General features: G+C 72.0%; 22 protein-coding genes. 6 read left to right on the top strand and 16 right to left on the bottom strand.

What is annotated here, in order from left to right:
* Nucleotides 1-16: 16 nt before the first annotated feature.
* Genes ACNJ93_RS18415 through ACNJ93_RS18385 form a run of 7 tightly spaced genes read right to left on the bottom strand, consistent with a single transcriptional unit; the run spans nucleotide 17 to nucleotide 7,582 of the window.
* On the bottom strand, nucleotides 17-2,509 hold the full coding sequence (locus ACNJ93_RS18415; protein ID WP_418958498.1) for an NADH-quinone oxidoreductase subunit G: 2,493 nt from the start codon (nucleotides 2,507-2,509) through the stop codon (nucleotides 17-19).
* On the bottom strand, nucleotides 2,506-3,855 hold the full coding sequence (gene nuoF, locus ACNJ93_RS18410) for an NADH-quinone oxidoreductase subunit NuoF (protein WP_418958497.1): 1,350 nt from the start codon (nucleotides 3,853-3,855) through the stop codon (nucleotides 2,506-2,508). Before nuoF ends, ACNJ93_RS18415 begins: the two co-directional genes overlap by 4 nt.
* Complete coding sequence (gene nuoE / locus ACNJ93_RS18405; RefSeq protein WP_418958496.1) at nucleotides 3,855-4,607, bottom strand: NADH-quinone oxidoreductase subunit NuoE; 753 nt, start codon at nucleotides 4,605-4,607, stop codon at nucleotides 3,855-3,857. Before nuoE ends, nuoF begins: the two co-directional genes overlap by 1 nt.
* On the bottom strand, nucleotides 4,604-5,926 hold the full coding sequence (locus ACNJ93_RS18400; protein WP_418958495.1) for an NADH-quinone oxidoreductase subunit D: 1,323 nt from the start codon (nucleotides 5,924-5,926) through the stop codon (nucleotides 4,604-4,606). The genes nuoE and ACNJ93_RS18400 overlap by 4 nt, the downstream gene beginning before the upstream one ends.
* Entirely contained in the window at nucleotides 5,923-6,654 is a 732-nt protein-coding gene (locus tag ACNJ93_RS18395; RefSeq protein ID WP_418958494.1) for an NADH-quinone oxidoreductase subunit C, read from the bottom strand. Before ACNJ93_RS18395 ends, ACNJ93_RS18400 begins: the two co-directional genes overlap by 4 nt.
* On the bottom strand, nucleotides 6,651-7,205 hold the full coding sequence (locus tag ACNJ93_RS18390) for a NuoB/complex I 20 kDa subunit family protein (RefSeq protein WP_418958493.1): 555 nt from the start codon (nucleotides 7,203-7,205) through the stop codon (nucleotides 6,651-6,653). Before ACNJ93_RS18390 ends, ACNJ93_RS18395 begins: the two co-directional genes overlap by 4 nt.
* Nucleotides 7,206-7,222: 17 nt before the next feature.
* Nucleotides 7,223-7,582: an NADH-quinone oxidoreductase subunit A gene (locus tag ACNJ93_RS18385; RefSeq protein ID WP_030494815.1), complete on the bottom strand. Its 360-nt coding sequence runs from the start codon at nucleotides 7,580-7,582 to the stop codon at nucleotides 7,223-7,225.
* 682 nt (nucleotides 7,583-8,264) lie between these two features.
* Between ACNJ93_RS18385 and ACNJ93_RS18380 the strand changes: the two genes are divergently transcribed.
* Entirely contained in the window at nucleotides 8,265-9,062 is a 798-nt protein-coding gene (locus ACNJ93_RS18380; protein WP_418958492.1) for a C40 family peptidase, read from the top strand.
* 81 nt (nucleotides 9,063-9,143) lie between these two features.
* On the opposite strand, the gene ACNJ93_RS18375 is transcribed toward ACNJ93_RS18380, so the two are convergent.
* The 6 genes from ACNJ93_RS18375 to mqnC all read right to left on the bottom strand — a co-directional run bounded on the left by ACNJ93_RS18375 (nucleotide 9,144) and on the right by mqnC (nucleotide 15,034).
* Complete coding sequence (locus tag ACNJ93_RS18375; RefSeq protein ID WP_418958491.1) at nucleotides 9,144-9,977, bottom strand: carbohydrate-binding protein; 834 nt, start codon at nucleotides 9,975-9,977, stop codon at nucleotides 9,144-9,146.
* Nucleotides 9,978-10,016: 39 nt separating this feature from the next.
* Nucleotides 10,017-10,967: an AraC family transcriptional regulator gene (locus ACNJ93_RS18370; protein ID WP_418961453.1), complete on the bottom strand. Its 951-nt coding sequence runs from the start codon at nucleotides 10,965-10,967 to the stop codon at nucleotides 10,017-10,019.
* A gap of 130 nt (nucleotides 10,968-11,097) precedes the next feature.
* A complete protein-coding gene (locus ACNJ93_RS18365) occupies nucleotides 11,098-12,381 on the bottom strand; it encodes a geranylgeranyl reductase family protein (RefSeq protein ID WP_418958490.1) in 1,284 nt (427 codons plus the stop codon).
* Nucleotides 12,382-12,486: 105 nt separating this feature from the next.
* Entirely contained in the window at nucleotides 12,487-13,185 is a 699-nt protein-coding gene (locus ACNJ93_RS18360; RefSeq protein WP_418958489.1) for a demethylmenaquinone methyltransferase, read from the bottom strand.
* 42 nt (nucleotides 13,186-13,227) lie between these two features.
* Nucleotides 13,228-13,827 (bottom strand): imidazolonepropionase-like domain-containing protein, encoded by a 600-nt coding sequence (locus ACNJ93_RS18355; RefSeq protein ID WP_418958488.1) that lies wholly within the window; start codon nucleotides 13,825-13,827, stop codon nucleotides 13,228-13,230.
* A gap of 7 nt (nucleotides 13,828-13,834) precedes the next feature.
* Nucleotides 13,835-15,034 (bottom strand): cyclic dehypoxanthinyl futalosine synthase, encoded by a 1,200-nt coding sequence (gene mqnC, locus ACNJ93_RS18350; RefSeq protein ID WP_418958487.1) that lies wholly within the window; start codon nucleotides 15,032-15,034, stop codon nucleotides 13,835-13,837.
* A gap of 96 nt (nucleotides 15,035-15,130) precedes the next feature.
* On the opposite strand from mqnC, the gene ACNJ93_RS18345 reads away from it, so the two are divergent.
* Nucleotides 15,131-16,177 (top strand): alpha/beta hydrolase, encoded by a 1,047-nt coding sequence (locus ACNJ93_RS18345; RefSeq protein WP_418958486.1) that lies wholly within the window; start codon nucleotides 15,131-15,133, stop codon nucleotides 16,175-16,177.
* A gap of 27 nt (nucleotides 16,178-16,204) precedes the next feature.
* Here the strand turns inward: ACNJ93_RS18345 and ACNJ93_RS18340 are convergent, their stop codons facing one another.
* On the bottom strand, nucleotides 16,205-17,068 hold the full coding sequence (locus ACNJ93_RS18340; RefSeq protein WP_418958485.1) for a menaquinone biosynthetic enzyme MqnA/MqnD family protein: 864 nt from the start codon (nucleotides 17,066-17,068) through the stop codon (nucleotides 16,205-16,207).
* A gap of 259 nt (nucleotides 17,069-17,327) precedes the next feature.
* Between ACNJ93_RS18340 and ACNJ93_RS18335 the strand changes: the two genes are divergently transcribed.
* The 4 genes from ACNJ93_RS18335 to ACNJ93_RS18320 all read left to right on the top strand — a co-directional run bounded on the left by ACNJ93_RS18335 (nucleotide 17,328) and on the right by ACNJ93_RS18320 (nucleotide 19,993).
* Nucleotides 17,328-17,531: a cold-shock protein gene (locus ACNJ93_RS18335; RefSeq protein ID WP_016645643.1), complete on the top strand. Its 204-nt coding sequence runs from the start codon at nucleotides 17,328-17,330 to the stop codon at nucleotides 17,529-17,531.
* Nucleotides 17,532-17,637: 106 nt separating this feature from the next.
* Entirely contained in the window at nucleotides 17,638-18,036 is a 399-nt protein-coding gene (locus ACNJ93_RS18330; protein ID WP_418958484.1) for a DUF1992 domain-containing protein, read from the top strand.
* Nucleotides 18,033-18,545: a mycothiol transferase gene (locus ACNJ93_RS18325; protein ID WP_418958483.1), complete on the top strand. Its 513-nt coding sequence runs from the start codon at nucleotides 18,033-18,035 to the stop codon at nucleotides 18,543-18,545. The genes ACNJ93_RS18330 and ACNJ93_RS18325 overlap by 4 nt, the downstream gene beginning before the upstream one ends.
* A gap of 74 nt (nucleotides 18,546-18,619) precedes the next feature.
* Nucleotides 18,620-19,993, top strand: a complete 1,374-nt coding sequence (locus ACNJ93_RS18320; RefSeq protein ID WP_418958482.1) for an SMI1/KNR4 family protein — start codon at nucleotides 18,620-18,622, stop codon at nucleotides 19,991-19,993.
* 67 nt (nucleotides 19,994-20,060) lie between these two features.
* Here the strand turns inward: ACNJ93_RS18320 and ACNJ93_RS18315 are convergent, their stop codons facing one another.
* Both ACNJ93_RS18315 and ACNJ93_RS18310 read right to left on the bottom strand, forming a co-directional pair.
* Nucleotides 20,061-21,185, bottom strand: coding sequence for a hypothetical protein (locus ACNJ93_RS18315; RefSeq protein ID WP_418958481.1), 1,125 nt, complete (start codon nucleotides 21,183-21,185; stop codon nucleotides 20,061-20,063).
* Nucleotides 21,182-21,892, bottom strand: a complete 711-nt coding sequence (locus ACNJ93_RS18310) for an Imm52 family immunity protein (RefSeq protein ID WP_418958480.1) — start codon at nucleotides 21,890-21,892, stop codon at nucleotides 21,182-21,184. Before ACNJ93_RS18310 ends, ACNJ93_RS18315 begins: the two co-directional genes overlap by 4 nt.
* Between the last annotated feature and the right edge of the window lie 11 nt (nucleotides 21,893-21,903).

The following is a 21,903-nucleotide window of genomic DNA, read 5'->3' as shown; positions in this document are numbered from 1 at the left end:
GCAGCGAGGAGCGTGTTCACGCCTGCACCTCCTTCGACGTCGCCGGGCCCGCCGGACCGATGCGGACCGGGGCGCCCGGGCGGGCGCCCAGGGTGTCCAGGACCCGGGAGCCGGGCGAGTTGAGCGGCAGCCAGACCACGCGGTCCGGCATCTCGGTGATCAGCAGCGGGAGTTCGACGGTGCCGGACGGGCCGGTCACCGCGAGGACGTCGCCGTCCTTCACGCCCGTGTCCTCGGCCGTCGCGGCCGACAGCCGGGCGACCGCCGCGTGGCGGGTGCCCGCCAGCGCCTCGTCGCCCTCCTGGAGCCGGCCCAGGTCGAGCAGCAGCCGGTGGCCGGCCAGGACGGCCTCGCCGTCGCCGGGCCGGGCCGCGGGCCGCGCGGGCTCGGCGGGCAGCGAGGCCCGCTCGCCGTCCCAGCCGCCCAGCCGGTCCAGTTCGCGCCGGGCCGCCCGCAGATCGGGCAGCGCCAGGTGCACGTCCATCACGTCGGCCAGCATGTGCAGCACCCGGGCGTCCGCCGGGGACAGCGTCCGCGTCATGTGCTCGGGCTTCAGCGCGGCCTCGAACAGCCGGGCCCTGCCCTCCCAGTTGAGGAAGGTGCCGGGCTTCTCCGCGACCGCGGCGACCGGCAGCACCACGTCGGCCCGCTCGGTCACCTCGCTCGGCCGCAGCTCCAGGCTGACCACGAAGGCCGCGTCGAGCGCCTCGCGGGCCCGCTCCGGGTCCGGCAGGTCGCCGACCTCGACGCCGCCGACGAGCAGCGCGCCGAGTTCGCCGGTGGCCGCGGCCTCCACGATCTGGCCGGTGCTCCGCCCGTAGCCGTGCGGGAGTTCGCGTACGCCCCAGACCGCCGCGACCTCCTCGCGGGCCCGCGGATCGGTCGCCGGACGGCCGCCGGGCAGCAGCGACGGGATCGCGCCCGCCTCCAGCGCGCCCCGCTCGCCGGCCCGGCGCGGGATCCACACCAGGCGCGCCCCGGTGGCGGACGCCAGCCGGACCGCCGCGGTCAGCGCGCCCGGCACCCCGGCCAGCCGCTCGCCGACCGCGATCACGGCGCCGTCCTGGCGCAGCGCCTGAGCCGCCTCGGCGCCCGGGCCCTCCAGACCGGAACCGGCCGCCAGCGCGTCCAGCCACTCGGTCTCGGTGCCGGGCGCGGCGGGCAGCAGCGTGCCGCCGGCCTTCGTCAGGCCGCGCGTCGCGAACGCGGCGAGCCCGTACGTCCTCTGGCCCTTCTTCCGCCAGGCCTTGCGCAGCCGCAGGAAGACGCCGGGGGCCTCCTCCTCCGCCTCCAGACCGGCGAGCAGCACGGCCGGGGCGGCTTCGAGGGAGGTGTACGTGACGCCGCTGCCGTCCAGGTCCCGGCCCCGCCCCGCGACGGCCGAGGCCAGGAAGTCGGCCTCCTCGCTGGAGTGGATCCGGGCCCGGAAGTCGACGTCGTTGGTGTCGAGCGCGACCCGCGCGAACTTGGCGTAGGCGTACGCGTCCTCGACGGTCAGCCGGCCGCCGGTCAGCACGCCGGTGCGCCCCCGGACCAGGCCGCGGGCCGCCGCCTCCAGGGCCTCCGGCCAGGACGCGGTCTCCAGCCGGCCGGACTCGGGGTCGCGCACCAGGGGCGTGGTGAGCCGGTCGCGCTGCTGCGCGTACCGGAACGCGAACCGCCCCTTGTCGCAGATCCACTCCTCGTTGACCTCGGGGTCCTCGGCGGCGAGCCGCCGCATGACCTTGCCGCGCCGGTGGTCGACGCGGGTCGCGCAGCCGCCCGCGCAGTGCTCGCAGACGCCCGGCGAGGACACCAGGTCGAAGGGACGGGAGCGGAACCGGTACGCCGCCGAGGTCAGCGCGCCGACGGGGCAGATCTGGATGGTGTTGCCGGAGAAGTACGACTCGAACGGGTCGCCCTCCCCGGTACCGACCTGCTGCAGCGCGCCGCGCTCGATCAGCTCGATCATCGGGTCGCCGGCGACCTGGTTGGAGAACCGGGTGCAGCGGGCGCACAGCACGCACCGCTCGCGGTCGAGCAGCACCTGCGTGGAGATCGGCACCGGCTTCTCGTACGTCCGCTTCCTGCCCTCGAAGCGGGACTCGGCCTGCCCGTGCGACATCGCCTGGTTCTGCAGCGGGCACTCGCCGCCCTTGTCGCAGACCGGGCAGTCCAGCGGGTGGTTGATGAGCAGCAGCTCCATCACGCCGTGCTGGGCCTTCTCGGCGACCGGCGACGTCAGCTGCGACTTGACGACCATGCCGTCGGTGCAGGTGATCGTGCAGGACGCCATCGGCTTGCGCTGGCCCTCGACCTCGACGATGCACTGGCGGCAGGCGCCGGCGGGGTCGAGGAGCGGGTGGTCGCAGAACCGGGGGATCTCGATGCCGAGCTGTTCGGCGGCGCGGATCACCAGGGTCCCCTTGGGGACGGAGATCTCGATGCCGTCGATGGTCAGCGTGACGAGATCCTCCGGCGGTACCGCCGCGCTGCCGCCGCCCGCGGGGTTGGACGCGGTGACGGTCATGCGGTCACCTCCTTGTGGTTGTCCGCCCAGGCGGTCGACTTGGCCGGGTCGAAGGGGCAGCCCCGGCCGGTGATGTGCTGCTCGTACTCCTCGCGGAAGTACTTCAGCGAGGAGAAGATCGGCGAGGCGGCGCCGTCGCCGAGCGCGCAGAACGACTTGCCGTTGATGTTGTCGGCGATGTCGTTGAGCTTGTCGAGGTCGGACATCACGCCCTTGCCGGCCTCGATGTCGCGCAGCAGCTGGACCAGCCAGTACGTGCCCTCGCGGCACGGCGTGCACTTGCCGCAGGACTCGTGGGCGTAGAACTCGGTCCACCGGGTGACCGCGCGGACCACACAGGTCGTCTCGTCGAAGCACTGCAGCGCCTTGGTGCCGAGCATGGAGCCGGCCGCGCCGACGCCCTCGTAGTCCAGGGGCACGTCGAGGTGCTCGTCGGTGAACATCGGCGTCGAGGAGCCGCCCGGGGTCCAGAACTTGAGCCGGTGCCCGGGCCGCATCCCGCCGCTCATGTCGAGCAGCTGGCGCAGGGTGATGCCGAGCGGGGCCTCGTACTGGCCGGGCGAGGCGACGTGCCCGCTGAGCGAGTACAGCGTGAAGCCCGGGGACTTCTCGCTGCCCATCGACTTGAACCAGTCCTTGCCCTTGTTCAGAATCGCGGGAACCGAGGCGATGGACTCGACGTTGTTCACCACGGTGGGGCAGGCGTACAGACCGGCGACCGCGGGGAAGGGGGGACGCAGCCGGGGCTGGCCGCGGCGCCCTTCGAGGGAGTCGAGCAGCGCGGTCTCCTCGCCGCAGATGTACGCGCCCGCGCCCGCGTGCACGGTGAGTTCGAGGTCGAGTCCGCTGCCGAGGACGTTCCGGCCGAGGTACCCGGCCTCGTACGCCTCGCGGACCGCCTCGTGGAGCCGGCGCAGCACGGGCACGACCTCGCCGCGCAGATAGATGAAGGCATGGTTCGAGCGGATCGCGTAGCAGGCGATCACGATGCCCTCGATGAGGGAGTGCGGATTGGCGAAGAGCAGCGGGATGTCCTTGCAGGTGCCCGGCTCGGACTCGTCGGCGTTGACGACGAGGTAGTGGGGCTTGCCGTCACCCTGCGGGATGAACTGCCACTTCATCCCGGTGGGGAAGCCAGCGCCGCCGCGGCCGCGCAGGCCGGAGTCCTTGACGTACGCGATGACGTCGTCGGGCGACATCGCGAGCGCCTTCCGCAGGCCCTCGTAGCCCTCGTGCCGCCGGTACGTGTCCAGGGTCCAGGAGTTCGGCTGGTCCCAGAACGCCGACAGGACGGGCGCGAGCAGCTTCTCCGGGCTGGTGTTGTCGAGTTCGGGTGCCAAGGTCATCACTCCCCCTCCCCACTGGCTGACGCGCCGCGCGGGTGGACGATCTTGTGGTGCGGGGTTTCGCCCTTGGCCAGGCGCAGCCCGACGAGCGAGGCGGGACCGGCGCCGCCGGTGGCCTCGACGGCGCCCTCGCGCTCGTCGGGGAAGCCGGCCAGGATCCGCGCGGTCTCCTTGAAGGTGCACAGCGGGGCGCCTCGGGTGGGTTCGACGGTCCGGCCGGCCCGCAGGTCGTCCACCAGGCGCTTGGCGGACTCCGGGGTCTGGTTGTCGAAGAACTCCCAGTTGACCATCACCACCGGCGCGAAGTCGCAGGCCGCGTTGCACTCGATGTGCTCCAGGGTGACCTTGCCGTCCGCGGTGGTGTCGTCGGCCCCGTGGCCGCCGACGCCGAGGTGCTCCTGCAGCGCCTCGTAGATGGCGTCGCCGCCCATGACCGCACAGAGCGTGTTGGTGCAGACGCCGACCTGGTAGTCGCCGGAGGGCTTGCGCCGGTACATGGTGTAGAAGGTCGCGACGGCGGTGACCTCGGCCGTGGTCAGGTCCAGCATGTCGGCGCAGAACTGCATGCCGGTGCGGGTGACGTGACCCTCCTCCGACTGCACGAGGTGCAGCATCGGCAGGAGCGCGGAGCGGGACCCCGGGTAGCGGGCGATGATCTCCCTGGCGTCCGCCTCCAGGCGGGCCCGGACGTCGGCCGGGTAGTCGGGGGCGGGGAGCTGGGGCATCCCGAGACTGATCTGTCCGTCCGTCATCGGTCGACGCCTCCCATCACGGGGTCGATGGACGCGACCGCGACGATCACGTCGGCGACCTGGCCGCCTTCGCACATCGCGGCCATGGCCTGCAGGTTGGTGAACGACGGGTCGCGGAAGTGGACGCGGTAGGGGCGGGTGCCGCCGTCGGAGACGACGTGCGCGCCGAGTTCGCCCTTCGGCGACTCGACGGCCGCGTACGCCTGGCCGGGCGGGACGCGGAAGCCCTCCGTCACCAGCTTGAAGTGGTGGATCAGGGCCTCCATGGAGGTGCCCATGATCTTCTTGATGTGGTCGAGCGAGTTGCCGAGGCCGTCCGGGCCGAGGGCGAGCTGCGCCGGCCAGGCGATCTTCTTGTCGCCGACCATGACGGGGCCGGGCTCCAGCCGGTCCAGGCACTGCTCGACGATCCGCAGCGACTGGCGCATCTCCTCCAGGCGGATGAGGAAGCGGCCGTAGGAGTCGCAGGTGTCGGCGGTCGGCACCTCGAAGTCGTACTGCTCGTAGCCGCAGTACGGGTCGGTCTTGCGCAGGTCGTGCGGAAGGCCCGCGGAGCGCAGGATCGGTCCGGTGGCGCCGAGGGCCATGCAGCCGGTGAGGTCGAGGTAGCCGACGTCCTGCATGCGGGCCTTGAAGATGGGGTTGCCGGTGGCGAGCTTGTCGTACTCCGGCAGGTTCTTCTTCATGGTCTTCACGAACTCGCGCACGGCGTCGACCGCGCCGGGCGGGAGGTCCTGGGCGAGGCCGCCGGGGCGGATGAACGCGTGGTTCATGCGCAGACCGGTGATCAGCTCGTACAGGTCCAGGATCATCTCGCGGTCCCGGAAGCCGTAGATCATGATCGTGGTGGCGCCGAGCTCCATGCCGCCGGTGGCGATGGCCACGAGGTGCGAGGAGAGCCGGTTGAGCTCCATCAGCATCACGCGGACGACGCTCGCCCGGTCCGGGATCTGGTCGGTGATGCCGAGCAGCTTCTCGACGCCCAGGCAGTACGCCGTCTCGTTGTAGAACGAGGTCAGGTAGTCCATGCGCGTGACGAAGGTGGTGCCCTGCGTCCAGGTCCGGAACTCGAGGTTCTTCTCGATGCCGGTGTGGAGGTAGCCGATGCCGCAGCGGGCCTCGGTGACGGTCTCGCCGTCGATCTCCAGGATGAGCCGGAGCACGCCGTGGGTGGACGGGTGCTGGGGGCCCATGTTGACGACGATGCGCTCGTCGTCGGCCTTGGCGGCGGACCGGACGACCTCGTCCCAGTCGCCGCCGGTGACCGTGTAGACGGTGCCTTCGGTCGTCTCACGTGCGCTTGCAGAAGGGGTGGTCACGAGTACGACCTCCGCTGGTCCGGAGCCGGGATCTGGGCGCCCTTGTACTCGACGGGGATGCCGCCGAGCGGGTAGTCCTTGCGCTGCGGGTGGCCCTGCCAGTCGTCCGGCATCATGATCCGGGTGAGGGCGGGGTGGCCGTCGAAGACGATGCCGAAGAAGTCGTACGTCTCGCGCTCGTGCCAGTCGTTGGTCGGGTAGACCGCGACCAGCGACGGGATGTGCGGGTCGGCGTCCGGCGCCGAGACCTCCAGGCGGATCAGCCGGCCGTGGGTGAGCGAGCGCAGGTGGTACACGGCGTGCAGCTCGCGGCCCTTGTCGCCGGGGTAGTGCACGCCGGAGACGCCGGTGCACAGCTCGAAGCGGAGCGCCGGGTCGTCGCGGAGGGTGCGGGCCACGCGGACGAGGTGCTCGCGCTCGATGTGGAAGGTCAGCTCGCCGCGGTCGACGACGGTCTTCTCGATCGCGTTGCCGGGGATCAGCCCCTGCTCCTCCAGGGCGCCCTCCAGCTCGTCGGCGACCTCGTCGAACCAGCCGCCGTACGGGCGGACGGCCGGTCCGGGGAGCCGCACGGAGCGGACCAGGCCGCCGTAGCCGGAGGTGTCGTTGCCCTCGCGGGCGCCGAACATGCCGCGCTGGACGCGGACCTCCTCGCCGCGGTCGCCGCGCTGACCCGGCAGGTTCTGCGCGCTGAGGTCCTTCTCGGGGTTGGGGGTCTCGTCACTCACCGCAGGAGGCCCTTCAGCTCGATCGTGGGGAGGGCCTTGAGCGCCGCCTCCTCCGCCTCGCGGGCCGCCTCCTCGGCGTTCACGCCCAGCTTGGAGTTCTGGATCTTCTGGTGGAGCTTGAGGATCGCGTCCATCAGCATCTCCGGCCGGGGCGGACAACCCGGCAGATAGATGTCAACCGGCACAATGTGATCAACACCCTGCACAATCGCGTAATTGTTGAACATTCCGCCCGACGAGGCACAAACGCCCATGGAGATCACCCACTTGGGGTTGGGCATCTGGTCGTAGACCTGGCGCAGGACGGGCGCCATCTTCTGGCTGACCCGGCCGGCCACGATCATCAGATCGGCCTGGCGGGGAGAGCCGCGGAAGACCTCCATGCCGAAGCGCGCCAGGTCGTAGCGGCCGGCGCCGGTCGTCATCATCTCGATGGCGCAGCAGGCGAGGCCGAAGGTCGCGGGGAAGACGGATGCCTTCCGGACCCATCCCGCGGCCTGTTCGACGGTCGTCAGCAGAAAGCCGCTCGGCAGTTTCTCTTCGAGTCCCATGGGTGCTCCTCAGCCCCTCAGTCCCATTCCAGGCCGCCGCGCCGCCACACGTAGGCGTAGGCGACGAAGACGGTGAGCACGAAGAGCAGCATCTCCACGAGCCCGAAAAGCCCCAGGGCGTCGAAGGTGACGGCCCAGGGGTAGAGGAAGACGATCTCGATGTCGAAGACGATGAAGAGCATCGCCGTCAGGTAGTACTTGATCGGGAAGCGGCCGCCGCCGGCCGGAGTGGGCGTCGGCTCGATACCGCACTCGTACGCCTCGAGCTTGGCCCGGTTGTACCGTTTTGGGCCGATCAACGTGGCCATGACCACGGAGAAGATCGCAAACCCTGCACCGAGGGCACCGAGCACGAGGATGGGTGCGTAGGCATTCACGCTCCTCGCTCCTTCCAGTCGTCCTTGACCGTTGGACCGCACCGGGCAACCCGTCTCGCCGCCTCGCGAAGATCGTGCACATGTGAGGCAGTTCACAAGCCCGACGCCCCGCATCTTATGCCCGCCCCTCTGTGATCTGCGACACGGGGTACGCAGGGGACTTTGTGATCTCCACCACCTGACGAAGGATCATGAAGCCGGATGAGCGGTGATCTTGACACGCGAAGCACGCAGGTGATCACCAGTCGTGACATCCGCACCGGAAATCGCTGGTGGGAGGGGGTGTCGCACTATCAAGCGATGGGCCGTACAAGCAAATTGGCGATGGACCGCGCGTCAGTGATATAGCGACCCGCCGTCGCCCGGTCGGGGGGCCCGCGGTACGGAAGTGGACACGTGCGCGCGTTCACGAACGAGCCGGCCTCATGATGTGACCTGCCTCACAGGAACCGACTCCAGAAAAAACGGGGCTTGGCCACGTGCGTGAAGGAGTGGTAAGTGCGGCTCAATTCGGACGTTTCGCGGAAAGTCCTTGCTCAACGCCCTGATGACCGCCGTCCGGATTGTCCGTTGTGCCGTCAATAAAGCCGTGAGAGAAGCGGATTATGTGGTTCCGAACGTAACTGTGGCGCAACACACGTTTCTTGAAGGGAACCCGTGAGGGCTGATAGCGGTTGTACTCATGTCCCGTACCGCTCACATACCCAGCCACCGGAAGCCCCGCCAGAGCGCTTCGAAGCTCGTGCTCCGGGCCGGAGTTGCCGGTGGCGTCCTCAGCACCATCGCGGTGGCCGGCGCCGCCGGGCCGGCGAACGCCGAGCCGGTGACCGAGACCATCGAGATGCCGACGATCGGCTCCCTCGACACCGAGCTGTCGAGCGCCGTCGCCGCCGCCGCCGAGGCCTCCCAGCAGGAGGCGCTCGACCTGCAGCTCGCCGTCCAGGAGAACGACGCCAACGAGGCCGCCGCCAAGGCCGCCAAGAAGGCCAAGGCCGAGGCGGAGCGCAAGGCCGAGGCCGAGCGCGCCGAGAAGGCCCGTGAGGACCGCGAGCGCGCCTCGCGCACCTCCGAGCGCAGCTCCCTCGCCTCGTTCTCCGCGAGCGACTCCTCGACGCCGCAGGCGACCGGCTCCGCCGCCGCCATCGTCGCCTTCGCCCGCGCCCAGGTCGGCGACTCGTACGTCATGGGCAGCACCGGCCCCAACTCCTGGGACTGCTCCGGTCTCGTCCAGGCCGCCTACCGCCAGGCCGGCATCGACCTGCCGCGCGTCTCCGGCGACCAGTCGAGCATGGGCCGCTCGGTCTCCCTCGACAACCTGCAGCCCGGCGACATCCTCTACTGGGGCAGCCGCAGCGGCTCGTACCACGTGGCGATCTACGTCGGCGGCGGCAACTTCGTCGGCGCGCAGAACCCGTCCACCGGCGTCGTCGAGCGCTCCCTGGACTACGACCGGCCGTCCGGCGCGGTCCGGATCCTCTGATCCCGCGCACCACCTCCTGTACATCGAAGGGCCGCCACTCCTCGGGGGAGTGACGGCCCTTCGCCGTGCCCCGGGCCCGGTCTAGCCGGCCCGCCACAGCGCGGGCACGTTCGGGGGCTCCCAGCCCGGCTGGGCCGTGTGCGCCTGCAGGCACAGGTAGCGCAGGCCGCCGTACGAGGCCCTGTCCCCCGCCGCGTACGCCCGTCCCGCCGTCCAGGCGCCGTCGGGCTGCGTGGGCGTGGGCGTCGGCGTGGGGCTCGGCCCCGGGTCCTGCGGCACGTCGAGGACGAAGTCGAACACGGCCTCCCGGGCCCCGCCCGCGTCCCGCACCGTCATCAGCAGCCGCGGGTCGAAGAGCTGGTCCGTGGCGTTGCGGGGCTCGTTCGGGAAGTACAGCTGGGTGGTGAGCACCGGCCGGCCCGGGGCCTGCACCTTGACGTGCAGGTGCCGGGTGCGGCCCGGGTAGAGGCCGGGGACGATCGTGGTGAGCGCGAAGGAGCCGCGGCTGTCGGTGAACTGGTGGCCCCGGAAGCGGAAGCCGGTGTTGTCGTACGCGCCGTTCGTGTCGGCCTGCCAGAAGTCGAGCAGCACCCCGGACAGCGGCCGGCAGGCGCGCCCGAAGACGTACCCGGCGACGGTGAGCCGGATGCCGGCGGTGCCGGGCTCCAGGAGGCTCGTCCGCAGCGGCGAGTTCGGCTTGAAGTAGGGGCCCTCCATCTGCGGCGGGGTCGGGTCGTCGCCGTCGTCGCACGCGGGGGTCGGCTCGGGGGCCGGGGCGTCCGGCCCGGTGAGGGTCCTCGCGAGCGCGGGGACGCCCACGAGGACCGCGGGGGCGGCCATGCCGGCGGCGAGCGCCGCGCGCAGCACCGCCTTGCGGGTGACGGGTCCGGTGCCGGTCTCACGGTCGAAGTCCATGCCTGCTCCTCGGTGGGGGCTGCGGGAACGGCATCGAACCTAGGCAGACCGGTCACCGGGTTCGAGGGACGCAGCCCGGCGGTCGTGGTGCTTTCGGAAGTCACCGGGGCTGCGGCCGGTCTCGCGGCGGAAGAAACGGCAGAAATAGGCGGGATCGGCGAAGCCGACCCGGGCCGCGACCTGGCGGACCGACAGTCCGGTGCTCAGCAGCAGCCGTTGCGCCTCGCAGACGCGGGCCTCGCGGAGCAGGGCCGCGGGGGTCCGGCCGGTGACCGCCCGGACGGCCTCGGCGAGGTGGCCCGGGGTCACCCCGAGGCGCTCGGCGCACTCCCGTACGGTCGGGGCCTCGTGGGCGGTACGGGCGGCGAGCCGGGCGAACTCCTCGGCGAGGCCCGCGGCCCGGCTCTGATGGCCGCGGCCGGGGAGCGGGGCCGCGTCCGGGACGGCGGGGCCGGGAAGCCGCGCGGTGCGGACCAGCAGGACGTGCAGCAGGGAGCGCAGGACGCTCGCGAAGCCGGCCGCCCCCTGCGCGTACTCCTCGCTCAGCTCCGCGATCAGGCGCCCGGTGCGGGCATGGTCGGCGGCGTCGAGGGCGAGCCAGGGGCGCTCGCCGAGCCGGCGCAGCAGCTCGCGGTCGCCGGGGTGGTCGACGAGGAACTCGGGGGTGAACAGGACGACGGAGCCGTCGAGACCGCGCACGTCCTCCCAGTGGTGCACCTGTCCGGGCAGGATCACGCCCAGGTGCGGCGGCCGCAGGACGTGCCGGTCCAGGTCCACGACGTGCACGCCGGCGCCGGCGGTGACGTGGACGAGCTCGTAGAAGGTGTGCCGGTGCGGGAAGCCGGCCCGGGACATCGGGCCGATGCCGTCGAACGTCCCGACGGCGAAGGGGACCTCGTCGGGAAGGCGGACCTCCAGGCGGTGCACCGGAGGCTCGCCGTCCCTCGGGGCGGAACAGGGGGTCCCGGGTAAGACCGTGGTGCCGCGCATCGCCGCTTCCCTCCACACGTGGTACAGACCATTGGGGGTCTCCACGATGGCACGGGGCCGGGCCCGGGTGAACAAGGCGCCGCCCGCCGGACCGTGGTCCGGCGGGCGACGCGCCTGCGGCTCTGCGGCCCTACGCCTTGGGGGCCACCTTGGACAGGCCGTTGATGATGCGGTCCATCGCGTCGCCGCCCGTCGGGTCGGTGAGGTTGGCCAGGAGCTTCTGGACGAACTTCATCAGGAGCGGGTGGCTCAGACCGTGCTGGGTCGCGACCTTCATGATCTTCGGGTTGCCGATGAGCTTCACGAACGCGCGGCCCAGGGTGTAGTACCCGCCGTAGGTGTCCTTGAGGATCTTCGGGTAGTTGCGCAGGGCCAGTTCGCGCTGGGCCGGCGTCGCGCGGGCGTGGGCCTGCACGATGACGTCGGCCGCGATCCGGCCGGACTCCATCGCGTACGCGATGCCCTCGCCGTTGAACGGGTTGACCATGCCGCCGGCGTCGCCGACGAGGAGCAGGCCCTTGGTGTAGTGCGGCTGCCGGTTGAAGGCCATCGGCAGCGCCGCGCCGCGGATCGGCTGGGTCATGTTCTCCGGGGTGAAGCCCCAGTCCTCCGGCATCGAGGCGCACCAGGCCTTCATCACCTCGCGCCAGTCCAGCTCGCGGAACGCGGAGGAGGAGTCGAGGATGCCGAGGCCGACGTTGGACGTGCCGTCGCCCATGCCGAAGATCCAGCCGTAGCCGGGCAGCAGCCGGTCCTGCGGACCGCGCCGGTCCCACAGCTCCAGCCACGCCTCCAGGTACTCGTCGTCGTGCCGCGGCGAGGTGAAGTACGAGCGGACCGCGACGCCCATCGGCCGGTCCTCGCGCCGGTGCAGGCCCATGGCGAGGGACAGCCGCGTCGAGTTGCCGTCGGCGGCGACGACCAGCGGCGCGTGGAAGGTGACCTCGCGCTTCTCGTCGCCCAGCTTGGCGTGCACGCCGGTGATCCGGCCCGTGCGGTCGTCGAGGACCGGCGCGCCCACGTTGCACCGCTCGTACAGCCGCGCGCCCGCCTTCTGCGCCTGGCGGGCGAGCTGCTCGTCGAAGTCGTCGCGCTTGCGGACCAGTCCGTAGTTCGGGTACGCGGCCAGCTCGGGCCAGTCGAGTTCGAGCCGGACGCCGCCGCCGATGATCCGCAGGCCCTTGTTGCGCAGCCAGCCCGCCTCCTCGGAGATGTCGATCCCCATGGAGACCAGCTCCTTGGTGGCGCGCGGCGTCAGACCGTCGCCGCAGACCTTCTCGCGCGGGAACGCGGTCTTCTCCAGGAGCAGGACGTCGAGTCCCGCCTTGGCGAGGTAGTACGCGGTGGTCGAGCCCGCCGGGCCCGCCCCGACGACGATCACATCTGCGCGGTGCTCGGAGAGCGGCTCGGTCACGGCGGGATCCTCCGAAATGTCGACGTCGGGTCGGTGGGAAGTCTATTGCGCGGCCCGCGGCCCCGGGACGGGGCCACGGGCGGAACGGCGGGGCGCCGTACGGGCTCAGGCCCCGGGCTTGAAGCCGCGGTGCATCGCCACGATGCCGCCGGACAGGTTGCGCCAGGCGACCTTCTGCCAGCCGGCCTTCTGCAGCATCCCGGCGAGCTCCGGCTGGTCCGGCCAGGTCCGGATGGACTCGGCCAGGTACACGTACGCGTCCGGGTTCGAGGAGACCGCGCGCGCGATCGGCGGCAGCGCGCGCATCAGGTACTCCTCGTACACCTTGCGGAACGGCCCCCAGGTGGCGTGCGAGAACTCGCAGATCACCACCCGGCCCCCGGGCTTGGTCACCCGGTACAGCTCGCGCAGCGCCGCGTCGGTGTCCTGGATGTTGCGCAGCCCGAAGGAGATGGTGACCGCGTCGAACACCTCGTCCCGGAACGGCAGCTTCGTGCCGTCGCCGGCGGTCAGCGGGAGCCAGCCGTGCTTCTTCTTGCCCTCGCGGAGCATGCCCAGCGAGAAGTCGCAGGGCACGACGTACGCGCCGGTCGCGGCGAAGGGCAACGAGGACGTGCCGGTGCCCGCGGCGAGGTCGAGGACCCGCTGCGCGGGGCGCGCGTCGACCGCCTTCGCGACCTCCTTGCGCCAGCGCCGGTCCTGGCCCAGCGAGAGCACGTCGTTGGTCAGGTCGTAGTTCGCCGCCACGTCGTCGAACATCGTGGCGACTTCGTGCGGCTGCTTGTCCAGGGTTGCTCGCGTCACACGCCCATTGTCGCAGCCGCCCTCAGGACCGCTGCGGTGGGCTCAGCGGCCGCGGTGCACCAGCCGGCCGGCGAGCACCGTGGCCACGCAGGTCGAGGGGCCGAGGCGGACCAGGGCGGCCCGGTCCGGGACGTCGAAGACCGCGAAGCGGGCGGGCGCGCCGGGGGCGAGCGCGGGCAGCAGGACGAGGGGCCGGGGCCACAGGGACGGCTCGCCGGGCAGGGCCGGGGGCCGCTGCCCGATCGCGAGGCCGGCCCGCCGTACCGCGTCGACCACCGCGCGGGCGCGCAGTTCGCCGGCGAGCGCGACCGTGCCGTGGGCCAGCAGCCGCTGCACCCCGCGCCGGGCGCTCGCGCCCAGCCGGGCCGGCTCGGCGCGGAACAGGGCCCGCGCCCGCTCGCCGGTGAGCGGCTCGGTGCCGAGGGCGTCCGCCTCGCGCGGGTCCGGGAAGTAGGTCTGTTCGAGCAGCTCGGGCCCGTACGGGTTGAGCAGCCCCGGCGTGAGGATGCCGGGCCAGCGCCGCACCCGCGCCTGCGGCGCGGCGGCGGCCAGCTTCTCGTACGGGCCGACGGCGGCGAGCCGCGCGCCGTCGACCAGGACGGCGGTCTCCGGCGACGCCTCGGCGGCGTGGATCGTCAGCATGGGCCGGTCAGTTGGCGTCGAGCAGCTTCAGCTCGGGGTGCGCGGTCCCGCCCTCGATCGCGATGGACGAGATGTGCGAGACGACGCGCTCGTCGACCGGGTCGTTCGCCGGGTCGTCGTGCACGACGAGGTGCTCGTACGTGGTGGCGCGCTGCGCGGGGACACGGCCCGCCTTGCGGATCAGGTCGATGATCTCCTGCCGGTTCGAGCGGTGCTTCGCGCCCGCCGAGGAGACCACGTTCTCCTCCAGCATGATCGAGCCCAGGTCGTCCGCCCCGTAGTGCAGCGACAGCTGGCCGACCTCCTTGCCGGTGGTCAGCCAGGAGCCCTGGATGTGGGCGACGTTGTCCATGAACAGCCGCGCCACCGCGATCATCCGCAGGTACTCGAAGAGCGTGGCCTGCGTGCGGCCCTTCAGGTGGTTGTTCTCCGGCTGGTACGTGTACGGGATGAAGGCCCGGAAGCCGCCCGTCCGGTCCTGCACGTCGCGGATCATCCGCAGGTGCTCGATGCGCTCGGCGTTGGTCTCTCCGGTGCCCATCAGCATGGTCGAGGTCGACTCCACGCCCAGGTTGTGGGCGATCTCCATGATCTCCAGCCAGCGCTCGCCGCTCTCCTTCAGCGGGGCGATCGCCTTGCGCGGCCGCGCCGGCAGCAGCTCCGCGCCGGCGCCCGCGAAGGAGTCGAGACCGGCGGTGTGGATCCGCTGGATGGCCTCCTCCACGGACACCTGGGAGATCCGGGCCATGTGCTCGACCTCGGACGCGCCGAGGGAGTGGATGACGAGCTGCGGGAACTCCTTCTTGATGGCGGAGAAGTGCTGCTCGTAGTACTCGACGCCGAAGTCCGGGTGATGCCCGCCCTGGAACATGATCTGCGTGCCGCCCAGCTCCACGGTCTCCGCGCAGCGGCGCAGGATGTCGTCGAGGTCGCGGGTCCAGCCGTTCTTCGTGTCCTTCGGCGGCGCGTAGAAGGCGCAGAACTTGCAGGCCGTCACACAGACGTTGGTGTAGTTGATGTTCCGCTCGATGATGTACGTCGCGATGTGCTCCGTACCCGCGTAGCGGCGGCGGCGCACCGCGTCGGCGGCCGCGCCCAGCGCGTGCAGCGGCGCGGAGCGGTACAGCTCCAGCGCCTCCTCCGGGGTGATCCGGCCACCGTCGGCGGCGCGGTCGAGAACGGACTGCAGGTCGGCCTTCTCGGTCACCGGGTGTGTCCCTTTCGGAGGGGTACTGGCATAGCTCCGCCAGCCTACGCCAGGGGGTCGGACAACCGATTCGTCGCCCCGCCCCTCTTCCACGGCGTGAACCACCGCACCCGGACCCTCGCCGCCGCATTCGCCCTCGCCTCGGTCGCCCTGGTGGCCGGCTGCTCCGACGAGGGGGACCCGGTCTCCTTCGACGGACCGAGCGCCGCACCCGCCCCCGCCACCGCCGCCCCGACCCGCCCGGCCCCCGGCGGCTCGCCCTCGGCCCCCGCCGGGCCGCGGACGGTCATGCCGACCGGGCCGAAGGCCGACTTCACCGTCCAGAACACGATCGACGACGGGACGAAGATCGCCGTCGCCACGCTGCGGGGCGAGAAGTCCGGTTTCACGGGCAAGGTGTGGGTGTGGGCCCCGAAGCAGTATTTCGACCCGAAGTACGCGAACAGCGGCTTCCCCGTCCTGATCGCCCTGCCCGGCGGAAACGGCTACCCCAACAATTACTGGATGGGGACCGACCTGAAACTGCAGAGCAGCATCAGCGCGTGGTCGAAGGAAGGGAAAAGCCTTCCGTTCATCGTGGCGATGCCCGTGCTCAACCCGGACGACAAGTACTACTACGACGGCAGCGATATACCCGGGCAGCCGAAAATGGGCACGTGGATGACGGAGGACGTCCCCGATTTCGTCCGGGCCAATTTCCGCACCTTCGACTCCCGCGACGGCTGGGCCTTCATGGGCTCGTCCTCCGGCGGCTTCGTCGGCCTCAAGTCCGTGCTGCAGCGCCCCGACAAGTTCAAGGCCGTCATCGCCTCCGGCCCCGACACCGTGCCCGACTCCCCGCTGTGGGCGGGACACGAGCGCGAACGGCAGGCCAACAACCCGGAACGGCTCGCCGCGGCGCACGGCCGGAAGCCGGCCGGGAAGGCGAACGACGTCTATCTCGCCTTCCAGATCGGCACGAAGGAGTCCGGTCTGAAGAACCTGAAGTCCTTCATGCGGAACTACACCAAGGGCCCGGTGAAGACCCGCCTCCAGATCATCGCGGACGGCGGCCACAACGCCCGTTCGTACGTACGGGGGATGGGCGACGGCTCGATCGCCTGGATCAGCGAGCACATGCAGGGCCCGATCCCGTCGCCGTAGCCCCGGCTTCCGCGGCGGCTCGTACGGCTACGGCCGGTACAGCTCCACCTTCACGTCCGCCGGGAAACCGGTCGTCGGACCGGTCCGGCGGGCGAACTCACGTACACCGGCAAGCTGTTCGGGACCGAAGCGGAAGTCCAGGGTGGTGAAGTACCGCTCCAGGAGCGCCGCGTCGAACGACTCCCAGCGCGCCGCCTGCTCGGCGACCTTGGTGACCTCCACCAGCGACAGGTCCCGGGAGGCCAGGAACGCCTGGTGCACCTCGCGGACCGTCTCCGGCTCGCGCGCCAGGAAGTCCTTGCGGACCGCCCAGACGGCGAAGACGAACGGCAGGCCCGTCCAGTCCTTCCACATCGTGCCCAGGTCGTGGACCTGCAGCCCGAGCCGCGGCGCGTCGTGCAGCGAGGCGCGCAGCGCCGCGTCGCCGATCAGCACCGCCGCCTCGGCCTCCTGCATCATCAGCCCGAGGTCGGGCGGGCAGGAGTAGTAGTCGGGCGACACGCCGTACTGCTCCGAAAGGAGCAATTGCGCGAGCCGCACCGAGGTGCGGGAGGTGGAGCCCAGCGCCACCCGCGCCCGGTCCAGCTCGGCCAGCGGGCGCTGGGAGACGATCACGCAGGACATCACCGGCCCGTCGCAGCCCACCGCGATGTCGGGCAGCGCGACCAGGTCGTCGGCGTTGCGGAGATATTCGACGAGGGTGACGGGGCCGATATCCAGGCCGCCGCGGACCAGCTGTTCGCTGAGCTTCTCGGGGGTGTCCTTGGTCAGCTCGAGATCGAGGAGCGTTCCGGTCCGCGCAAGGCCCCAGTAGAGCGGCAGACAGTTCAGGAACTGGATGTGACCGACCCGGGGGCGGCTGCGCCGGCAGTCGTCGCTTGCATTGTCCACAACGCGAGGCTAGACCCGTCTCGATCGGTGGACATCGGCGGGTCGGCCGTCAGCACGTACGATCTTGTCAAACATGCGGGTGACGTGATCTTTCCCTCTACCCTCACGAGCACCCTGCGTGCTACGCTCGACGCAAGTTGCAGTTTGGTTTCCCTTGCAGTACAGAGCCTGCGGAGCATGTAACCCGCAGGCTTTTGTAGTTTTCAGACTTGTTTGCAGGTTCTGGAGCAGGGCGACCCTTTGGCCCATAGGAGGGCTCATGGCTACCGGAACCGTCAAGTGGTTCAACGCTGAAAAGGGCTTCGGCTTCATCGCCCAGGAAGGCGGCGGCCCGGATGTCTTCGTCCACTACTCCGCCATCAACGCGAGCGGCTTCCGCTCCCTCGAGGAGAACCAGGCGGTGACCTTCGACGTCACCCAGGGTCCGAAGGGCCCGCAGGCGGAGAACGTCACCCCGGCCTAAGGTGCCCGGGTCGACGATCCAGAACTGAGCGCAGTACCCAAGGAGCTCTGCACCGTGCCTTCCGGCGCGGCAGCGGGGCTCCTGCCTTTTGCCTACGCTGGAAGGCATGACGGAGCGCAAACCGCCGGGAGTCGACTTCGAGTCCTTCGTGGACAAGCAGATCCGGGACGCCGAGCGCCGCGGGGAATTCCGCGCGCTGGCCGGCTTCGGCAGACCCCTGCCCGACGACACCGCGCCGTACGACGAGCTGTGGTGGGTCAAGGGCAAGATGCACCGCGAGGGCCTGAGCGTGCTGCCGCCCTCGCTGGCCCTGCGCAAGGAGGCCGAGGACGCGGCGGGCAGGGCGGCCGCCGCGCCGACGGAACAGCAGGTCAGGCGCATTCTCACCGAGATCAACGAGAAGATCGCCGAAGCGCTGCGCAGGCCCTTGGAGGGCCCGCCGCTCAACCTGCGGCCGTTCGACGTCGAGGCCGAGGTCGCCGCCTGGCGGGAGGCCCGCGCATGAGAAGCCCCGACCTGCTGGCCGACGCGTTCGGCCGTGTACAGGAAGCCGTCCACGAGGCGGTGGAAGGACTGTCGGAGGAGGAGCTGGCCCACCGGCCCGACCCCGACGCCAACTCGATCGCCTGGCTGGTCTGGCACCTCACCCGCATCCAGGACGACCACATCACCGACGCCTTCGGCCTCGACGGCCAGCTGTGGACGCGGGACGGCTGGGCGGACCGCTTCGCCCTGCCCTTCGGCCCCGGCGCCACCGGCTTCGGCCACACCAGCGCCCAGGTCGCCAAGGTCCGCGCCCCCGCCGACCTGCTGCTCGACTACCACGACGCGGTCCACGCCCGGACCCTGGAGCAGGTCAAGGACGTCACCAACGCGGACCTGGAACGCGTGGTCGACACCTCCTGGAACCCGCCGGTCACCCTGGGCGTCCGCCTGATCAGCGTCATCGCCGACGACCTCCAGCACGCGGGACAGGCGGCGTACGTGCGGGGGCTGGCGGAGCGGAGGGGCTAGGGGGTGTCAGTGGGGGCGGCCATACTCACGGCGAACTCCCGTCCGTGCCGGTGTGACGCCTCTGGAGGCCCCCTGTGCCGCCCTCCCTCCCCTCGCTCCACGACTTCGCGACCTGGGAGCCGCTCCTGCGGCTCCTGCGGGAGCGCGGTGACGCGCGATACGCCGGACCGGACGGGTCCCTGGTGGGCCGGATCGAGCGGCGCGCCTGGAGTCTTCCGGTGCGGCAGGACGTCCGCGGCGTCGAGGAGCGGGCCGCCGTGGACCGGGTGCGCGAGCTTCTGGACGACAGGCAGGACGTCCGGTTCGTCGCGCGGCTCGCGGACGGCGGGCGGCGCGCCGTGGTGCACGTGCTCGAATCCGGCCCGGCCGTGGAGCCGGGGCTCGGCGCCAAGGAGCCCGGGGCGCTGCTGCTGGTCGAGGGCGCGGTCCCGGAGCCCTGGCGGCGGCTTCCGGAGACGTACCCGGGCGTGGTCCCGGCCCCGACGCAGGACCCGGACCTGCTGGAGCGCACGCTCCGGGAGCGGCTGCCGGACGAGATCGGCGCGACGGACGAGAAGGTGGCCGAGATGGAGGCCCGGCTGGGCCTCGCGCTGCCGGAGGAGCTCAAGGCGCTGTACCGGGTGACGCGGGTGCACTGGGAGGACTGGGACGGCGACTACGACAACGCGATGCACCTCTTCACCCAGGTCGGCTGCGAGCTGCTCCCGCTGGACGAGGTGTACGTGGCCGAGGCCGCGACCCGCGAGCGCCTGTGGCCGCACGCGGCGACGGCGGCGGTCGAGACGGAGCCGGACGCGGCCGTGCAGGGGCTGGTCGGCTCGCCGGGGTGGCTGGTCTTCGGCGACACCGGGGGCGGCGACCGCATCGCGATCGACCTGACGCCGGGCCCGTGCGGCCACGTCGGCCAGATCGTGGTCATCGGCCACGAGGGATCGGTGGGCGCGGGCCTGATCGCCGACAGCCTGACGGACCTGGTGCTCGACCGCCCCCCGCGGCGCCGAGGCCAGGAGCGGGCCCCGTCCGGCCCCTCGCCCGTGGCGCACGTCAACAAGCGGAGCCTGCCGAGCATCGAGGCCGCCGCGCACCCGGGCCTGGAGGTCCTGTGCCTCGGCGCCTGGCAGCAGGCCCCGATGAGCCTGGCGCCCGTGACCGACCTGCCCCGGCTGCGCACCCTGACGGCGTACCCCGGGACGCTCGCGGATCCGACGGAGATCGCCGGGCTGAAGCACCTGGAGTTCCTGGAGCTCTGCCCGCAGGACTGGCGGGTGCTGCTGGACACCGGCGCGGTCCCCCGCACGCTGAAGGCGGCGGCGATCGAGACCCGCCCCGCCGACCACCCGCTGGCCCTGACCGCCCTCGCCAACGAGATCCTGGCGCTGTGGGACCGGCCGCCGATCAGGGAGACGGTGCTGCAGGGCGAACTGGGCGACCCGGTGGCGAGCGCGTAGGGGGTACGGGCCTAGGAGGTCCGGGCGTAGGAGGTCCAGGCGTAGGAGGTTCGGGCGTACCGGCTCGTCAGTCGTCCAGCTCGACGATCGGCTCCGGCGACACGACCGCCGCGACGATCATCGGGGCGTCGCCGTCGGACTGGTTGAGCGAGACCCCGACGTACCGGCCGTCGGCCCCCACCGGCCCCCAGACCGCCAGGTCGCCGAGGAGGTCATGGTCCACGAGCGTCCGGAAGAGCGGCGGCATGGGGCTGCCGTCGGACGCGCGGAAGATCGGCACGCGCATGCCGACGGTCCGGTGCGGGCCCCAGCGGGCGTCGAGGGTGTCCGTGACGGCGGCGCGATGCGCCTGGGCCGTCGTGGACGCCGCCGTCCACTCCTCCTCGTACACACCGGTGAGCCACGGCCCCTCCCACAGCGTGGCCGTGACCCCCGCCTCCGACACCGGCCCGGCGACCAGGGCGTCGACCTCCGCCAGCGCCCGCCGGGTGTCCTCCGGGAAGGCGTCGAGACGCGGCCGGTCCATCGGGCGCGGCAGCGGCTGGAGCACGCCGGCGTCGCGGAGGAGGAGGTTGGCCCGGACCACGGCCCCCGTGTCGTCGCGCGGGGCGAACGTGAGCACCTGGCCCCCGTCGCGCCTCAGCAGCCCCCGGGCGTCGAAGCCGGCGGGGAGCAGGGCCGCCCGGCCCGGCGAGAGGTAGCCGATCCAGCCCAGGGACGGCTCGCCGTCCGCGAAGCCGGCCTTCTCCAGAGCGTCGAACACGTCGTGGTCGCCGACATCGCCGTGGTCCGGCGCCCACGCGTCGGCGACCGCGCCGAGCAGTTCGGCCTCCGGCACCTCGGCGTCGTCCGGCGACGTCACGGAGACCACCACCGACGACCACCGCGCACCGCCCGCGCCCGTCACGTCCAGCTCCCAGCCGTCCCGGGCCTCGGCGACGAGCCGCAGGACGGCGTCCGTCCGCTCGCCGGCCTCGCGCGCGGCGCGCAGCTCGGCGGCGAAGCCCGCCGCGTCCGACCGGAGTTCGACGGCATGGCCCGCGGGGGAACCCTGTCGCCACGTCACCCCGTCCGCCGCCTCGGGGAGAAGCGCGCCGAGCGCGTCCACGGTCCGCCTCCACCGCCCGGCCAGCTCCTCCACGGACTCCTCCCGGGGCCCCCAGAACGCCCGCACGAGGAGGCGGCGCGTCACAGGTGCGGCCGATCCATGGGCCGCGACAGGGGCCGGAGGGCGCCGGCGTCGCGGAGGAGGAGGTTGGCACGGAGGACGGCGGCCGGGTCGTCCGGGGCGGCGACGTCGAGGAGGACGCCGCCGGTCGCCAGGGCCGTGCCGCCCGCCGGGAATTCCGGTGGGACCAGGGCCGCGCGGCCCGGGGAGAGGTAGCCCGCCCAGCCGATCGCCGGATCGCTCGGCGCGAAGTCGCCGTCGTCCTCCAGGGTGTCCAGGACGTCGTCGTCCACCACTCCGGCGAAGTCCGGGTCCCAGCCCTCCGCGAGCGCGGTGAGCAGCTCCGCGTACGGGAGCTTCTCGTCCCCGGGCGTGCGGACCGTCAGGAGCATCGCCATCAGGACGAACTCCGCCGCCGCGCCCGCCCGTCCGCCGAGCTCCAGCGTCCGGCCCGAGCCGTCCTCCGCCAGCAGGCGGAGGTCCGTGCCGGAGCCGGAGGACCAGTCGTCGGCGGCCTGCACGGCGCGGAGCGCGGCCGTGAGGGACGCCTCGTCGGGCGTCACCACCGCCGCCGCGCCGGACGCGCCGACCCGGCGCAGCGACCACGCGCCGCCGCCCTGCGGCGGCAGCGCTCGCGCGACCCCGTCCAGGGTCCGGGCCCAGCGGGCGGCGAGTTCCTCGACCGTCTCTTCCCTGGGGCCCCAGAAGGCCCGCACCACTACACGTCCCATGGCCCCGCAGC

It is taken from the genome of Streptomyces tritici, assembly GCF_048500665.1.
Taxonomy (GTDB): domain Bacteria; phylum Actinomycetota; class Actinomycetes; order Streptomycetales; family Streptomycetaceae; genus Streptomyces; species Streptomyces tritici.
The sequence above is the reverse complement of the archived record's forward strand: the minus strand, read 5'-3'. Positions and strand labels throughout refer to the sequence as shown.

What these genes read in the sequence shown, in the direction of transcription:
- ACNJ93_RS18415 (WP_418958498.1), bottom strand. Translation starts at nt 2,509, where the DNA reads ATGACCGTCACCGCGTCCAACCCCGCGGGCGGCGGCAGCGCGGCGGTA.
- nuoF (WP_418958497.1), bottom strand. Translation starts at nt 3,855, where the DNA reads ATGACCTTGGCACCCGAACTCGACAACACCAGCCCGGAGAAGCTGCTC.
- nuoE (WP_418958496.1), bottom strand. Translation starts at nt 4,607, where the DNA reads ATGACGGACGGACAGATCAGTCTCGGGATGCCCCAGCTCCCCGCCCCC.
- ACNJ93_RS18390 (WP_418958493.1), bottom strand. Translation starts at nt 7,205, where the DNA reads ATGGGACTCGAAGAGAAACTGCCGAGCGGCTTTCTGCTGACGACCGTC.
- ACNJ93_RS18380 (WP_418958492.1), top strand. Translation starts at nt 8,265, where the DNA reads ATGTCCCGTACCGCTCACATACCCAGCCACCGGAAGCCCCGCCAGAGC.
- ACNJ93_RS18375 (WP_418958491.1), bottom strand. Translation starts at nt 9,977, where the DNA reads ATGGACTTCGACCGTGAGACCGGCACCGGACCCGTCACCCGCAAGGCG.
- ACNJ93_RS18370 (WP_418961453.1), bottom strand. Translation starts at nt 10,967, where the DNA reads ATGCGCGGCACCACGGTCTTACCCGGGACCCCCTGTTCCGCCCCGAGG.
- ACNJ93_RS18355 (WP_418958488.1), bottom strand. Translation starts at nt 13,827, where the DNA reads ATGCTGACGATCCACGCCGCCGAGGCGTCGCCGGAGACCGCCGTCCTG.
- ACNJ93_RS18335 (WP_016645643.1), top strand. Translation starts at nt 17,328, where the DNA reads ATGGCTACCGGAACCGTCAAGTGGTTCAACGCTGAAAAGGGCTTCGGC.
- ACNJ93_RS18330 (WP_418958484.1), top strand. Translation starts at nt 17,638, where the DNA reads ATGACGGAGCGCAAACCGCCGGGAGTCGACTTCGAGTCCTTCGTGGAC.
- ACNJ93_RS18325 (WP_418958483.1), top strand. Translation starts at nt 18,033, where the DNA reads ATGAGAAGCCCCGACCTGCTGGCCGACGCGTTCGGCCGTGTACAGGAA.
- ACNJ93_RS18310 (WP_418958480.1), bottom strand. Translation starts at nt 21,892, where the DNA reads ATGGGACGTGTAGTGGTGCGGGCCTTCTGGGGCCCCAGGGAAGAGACG.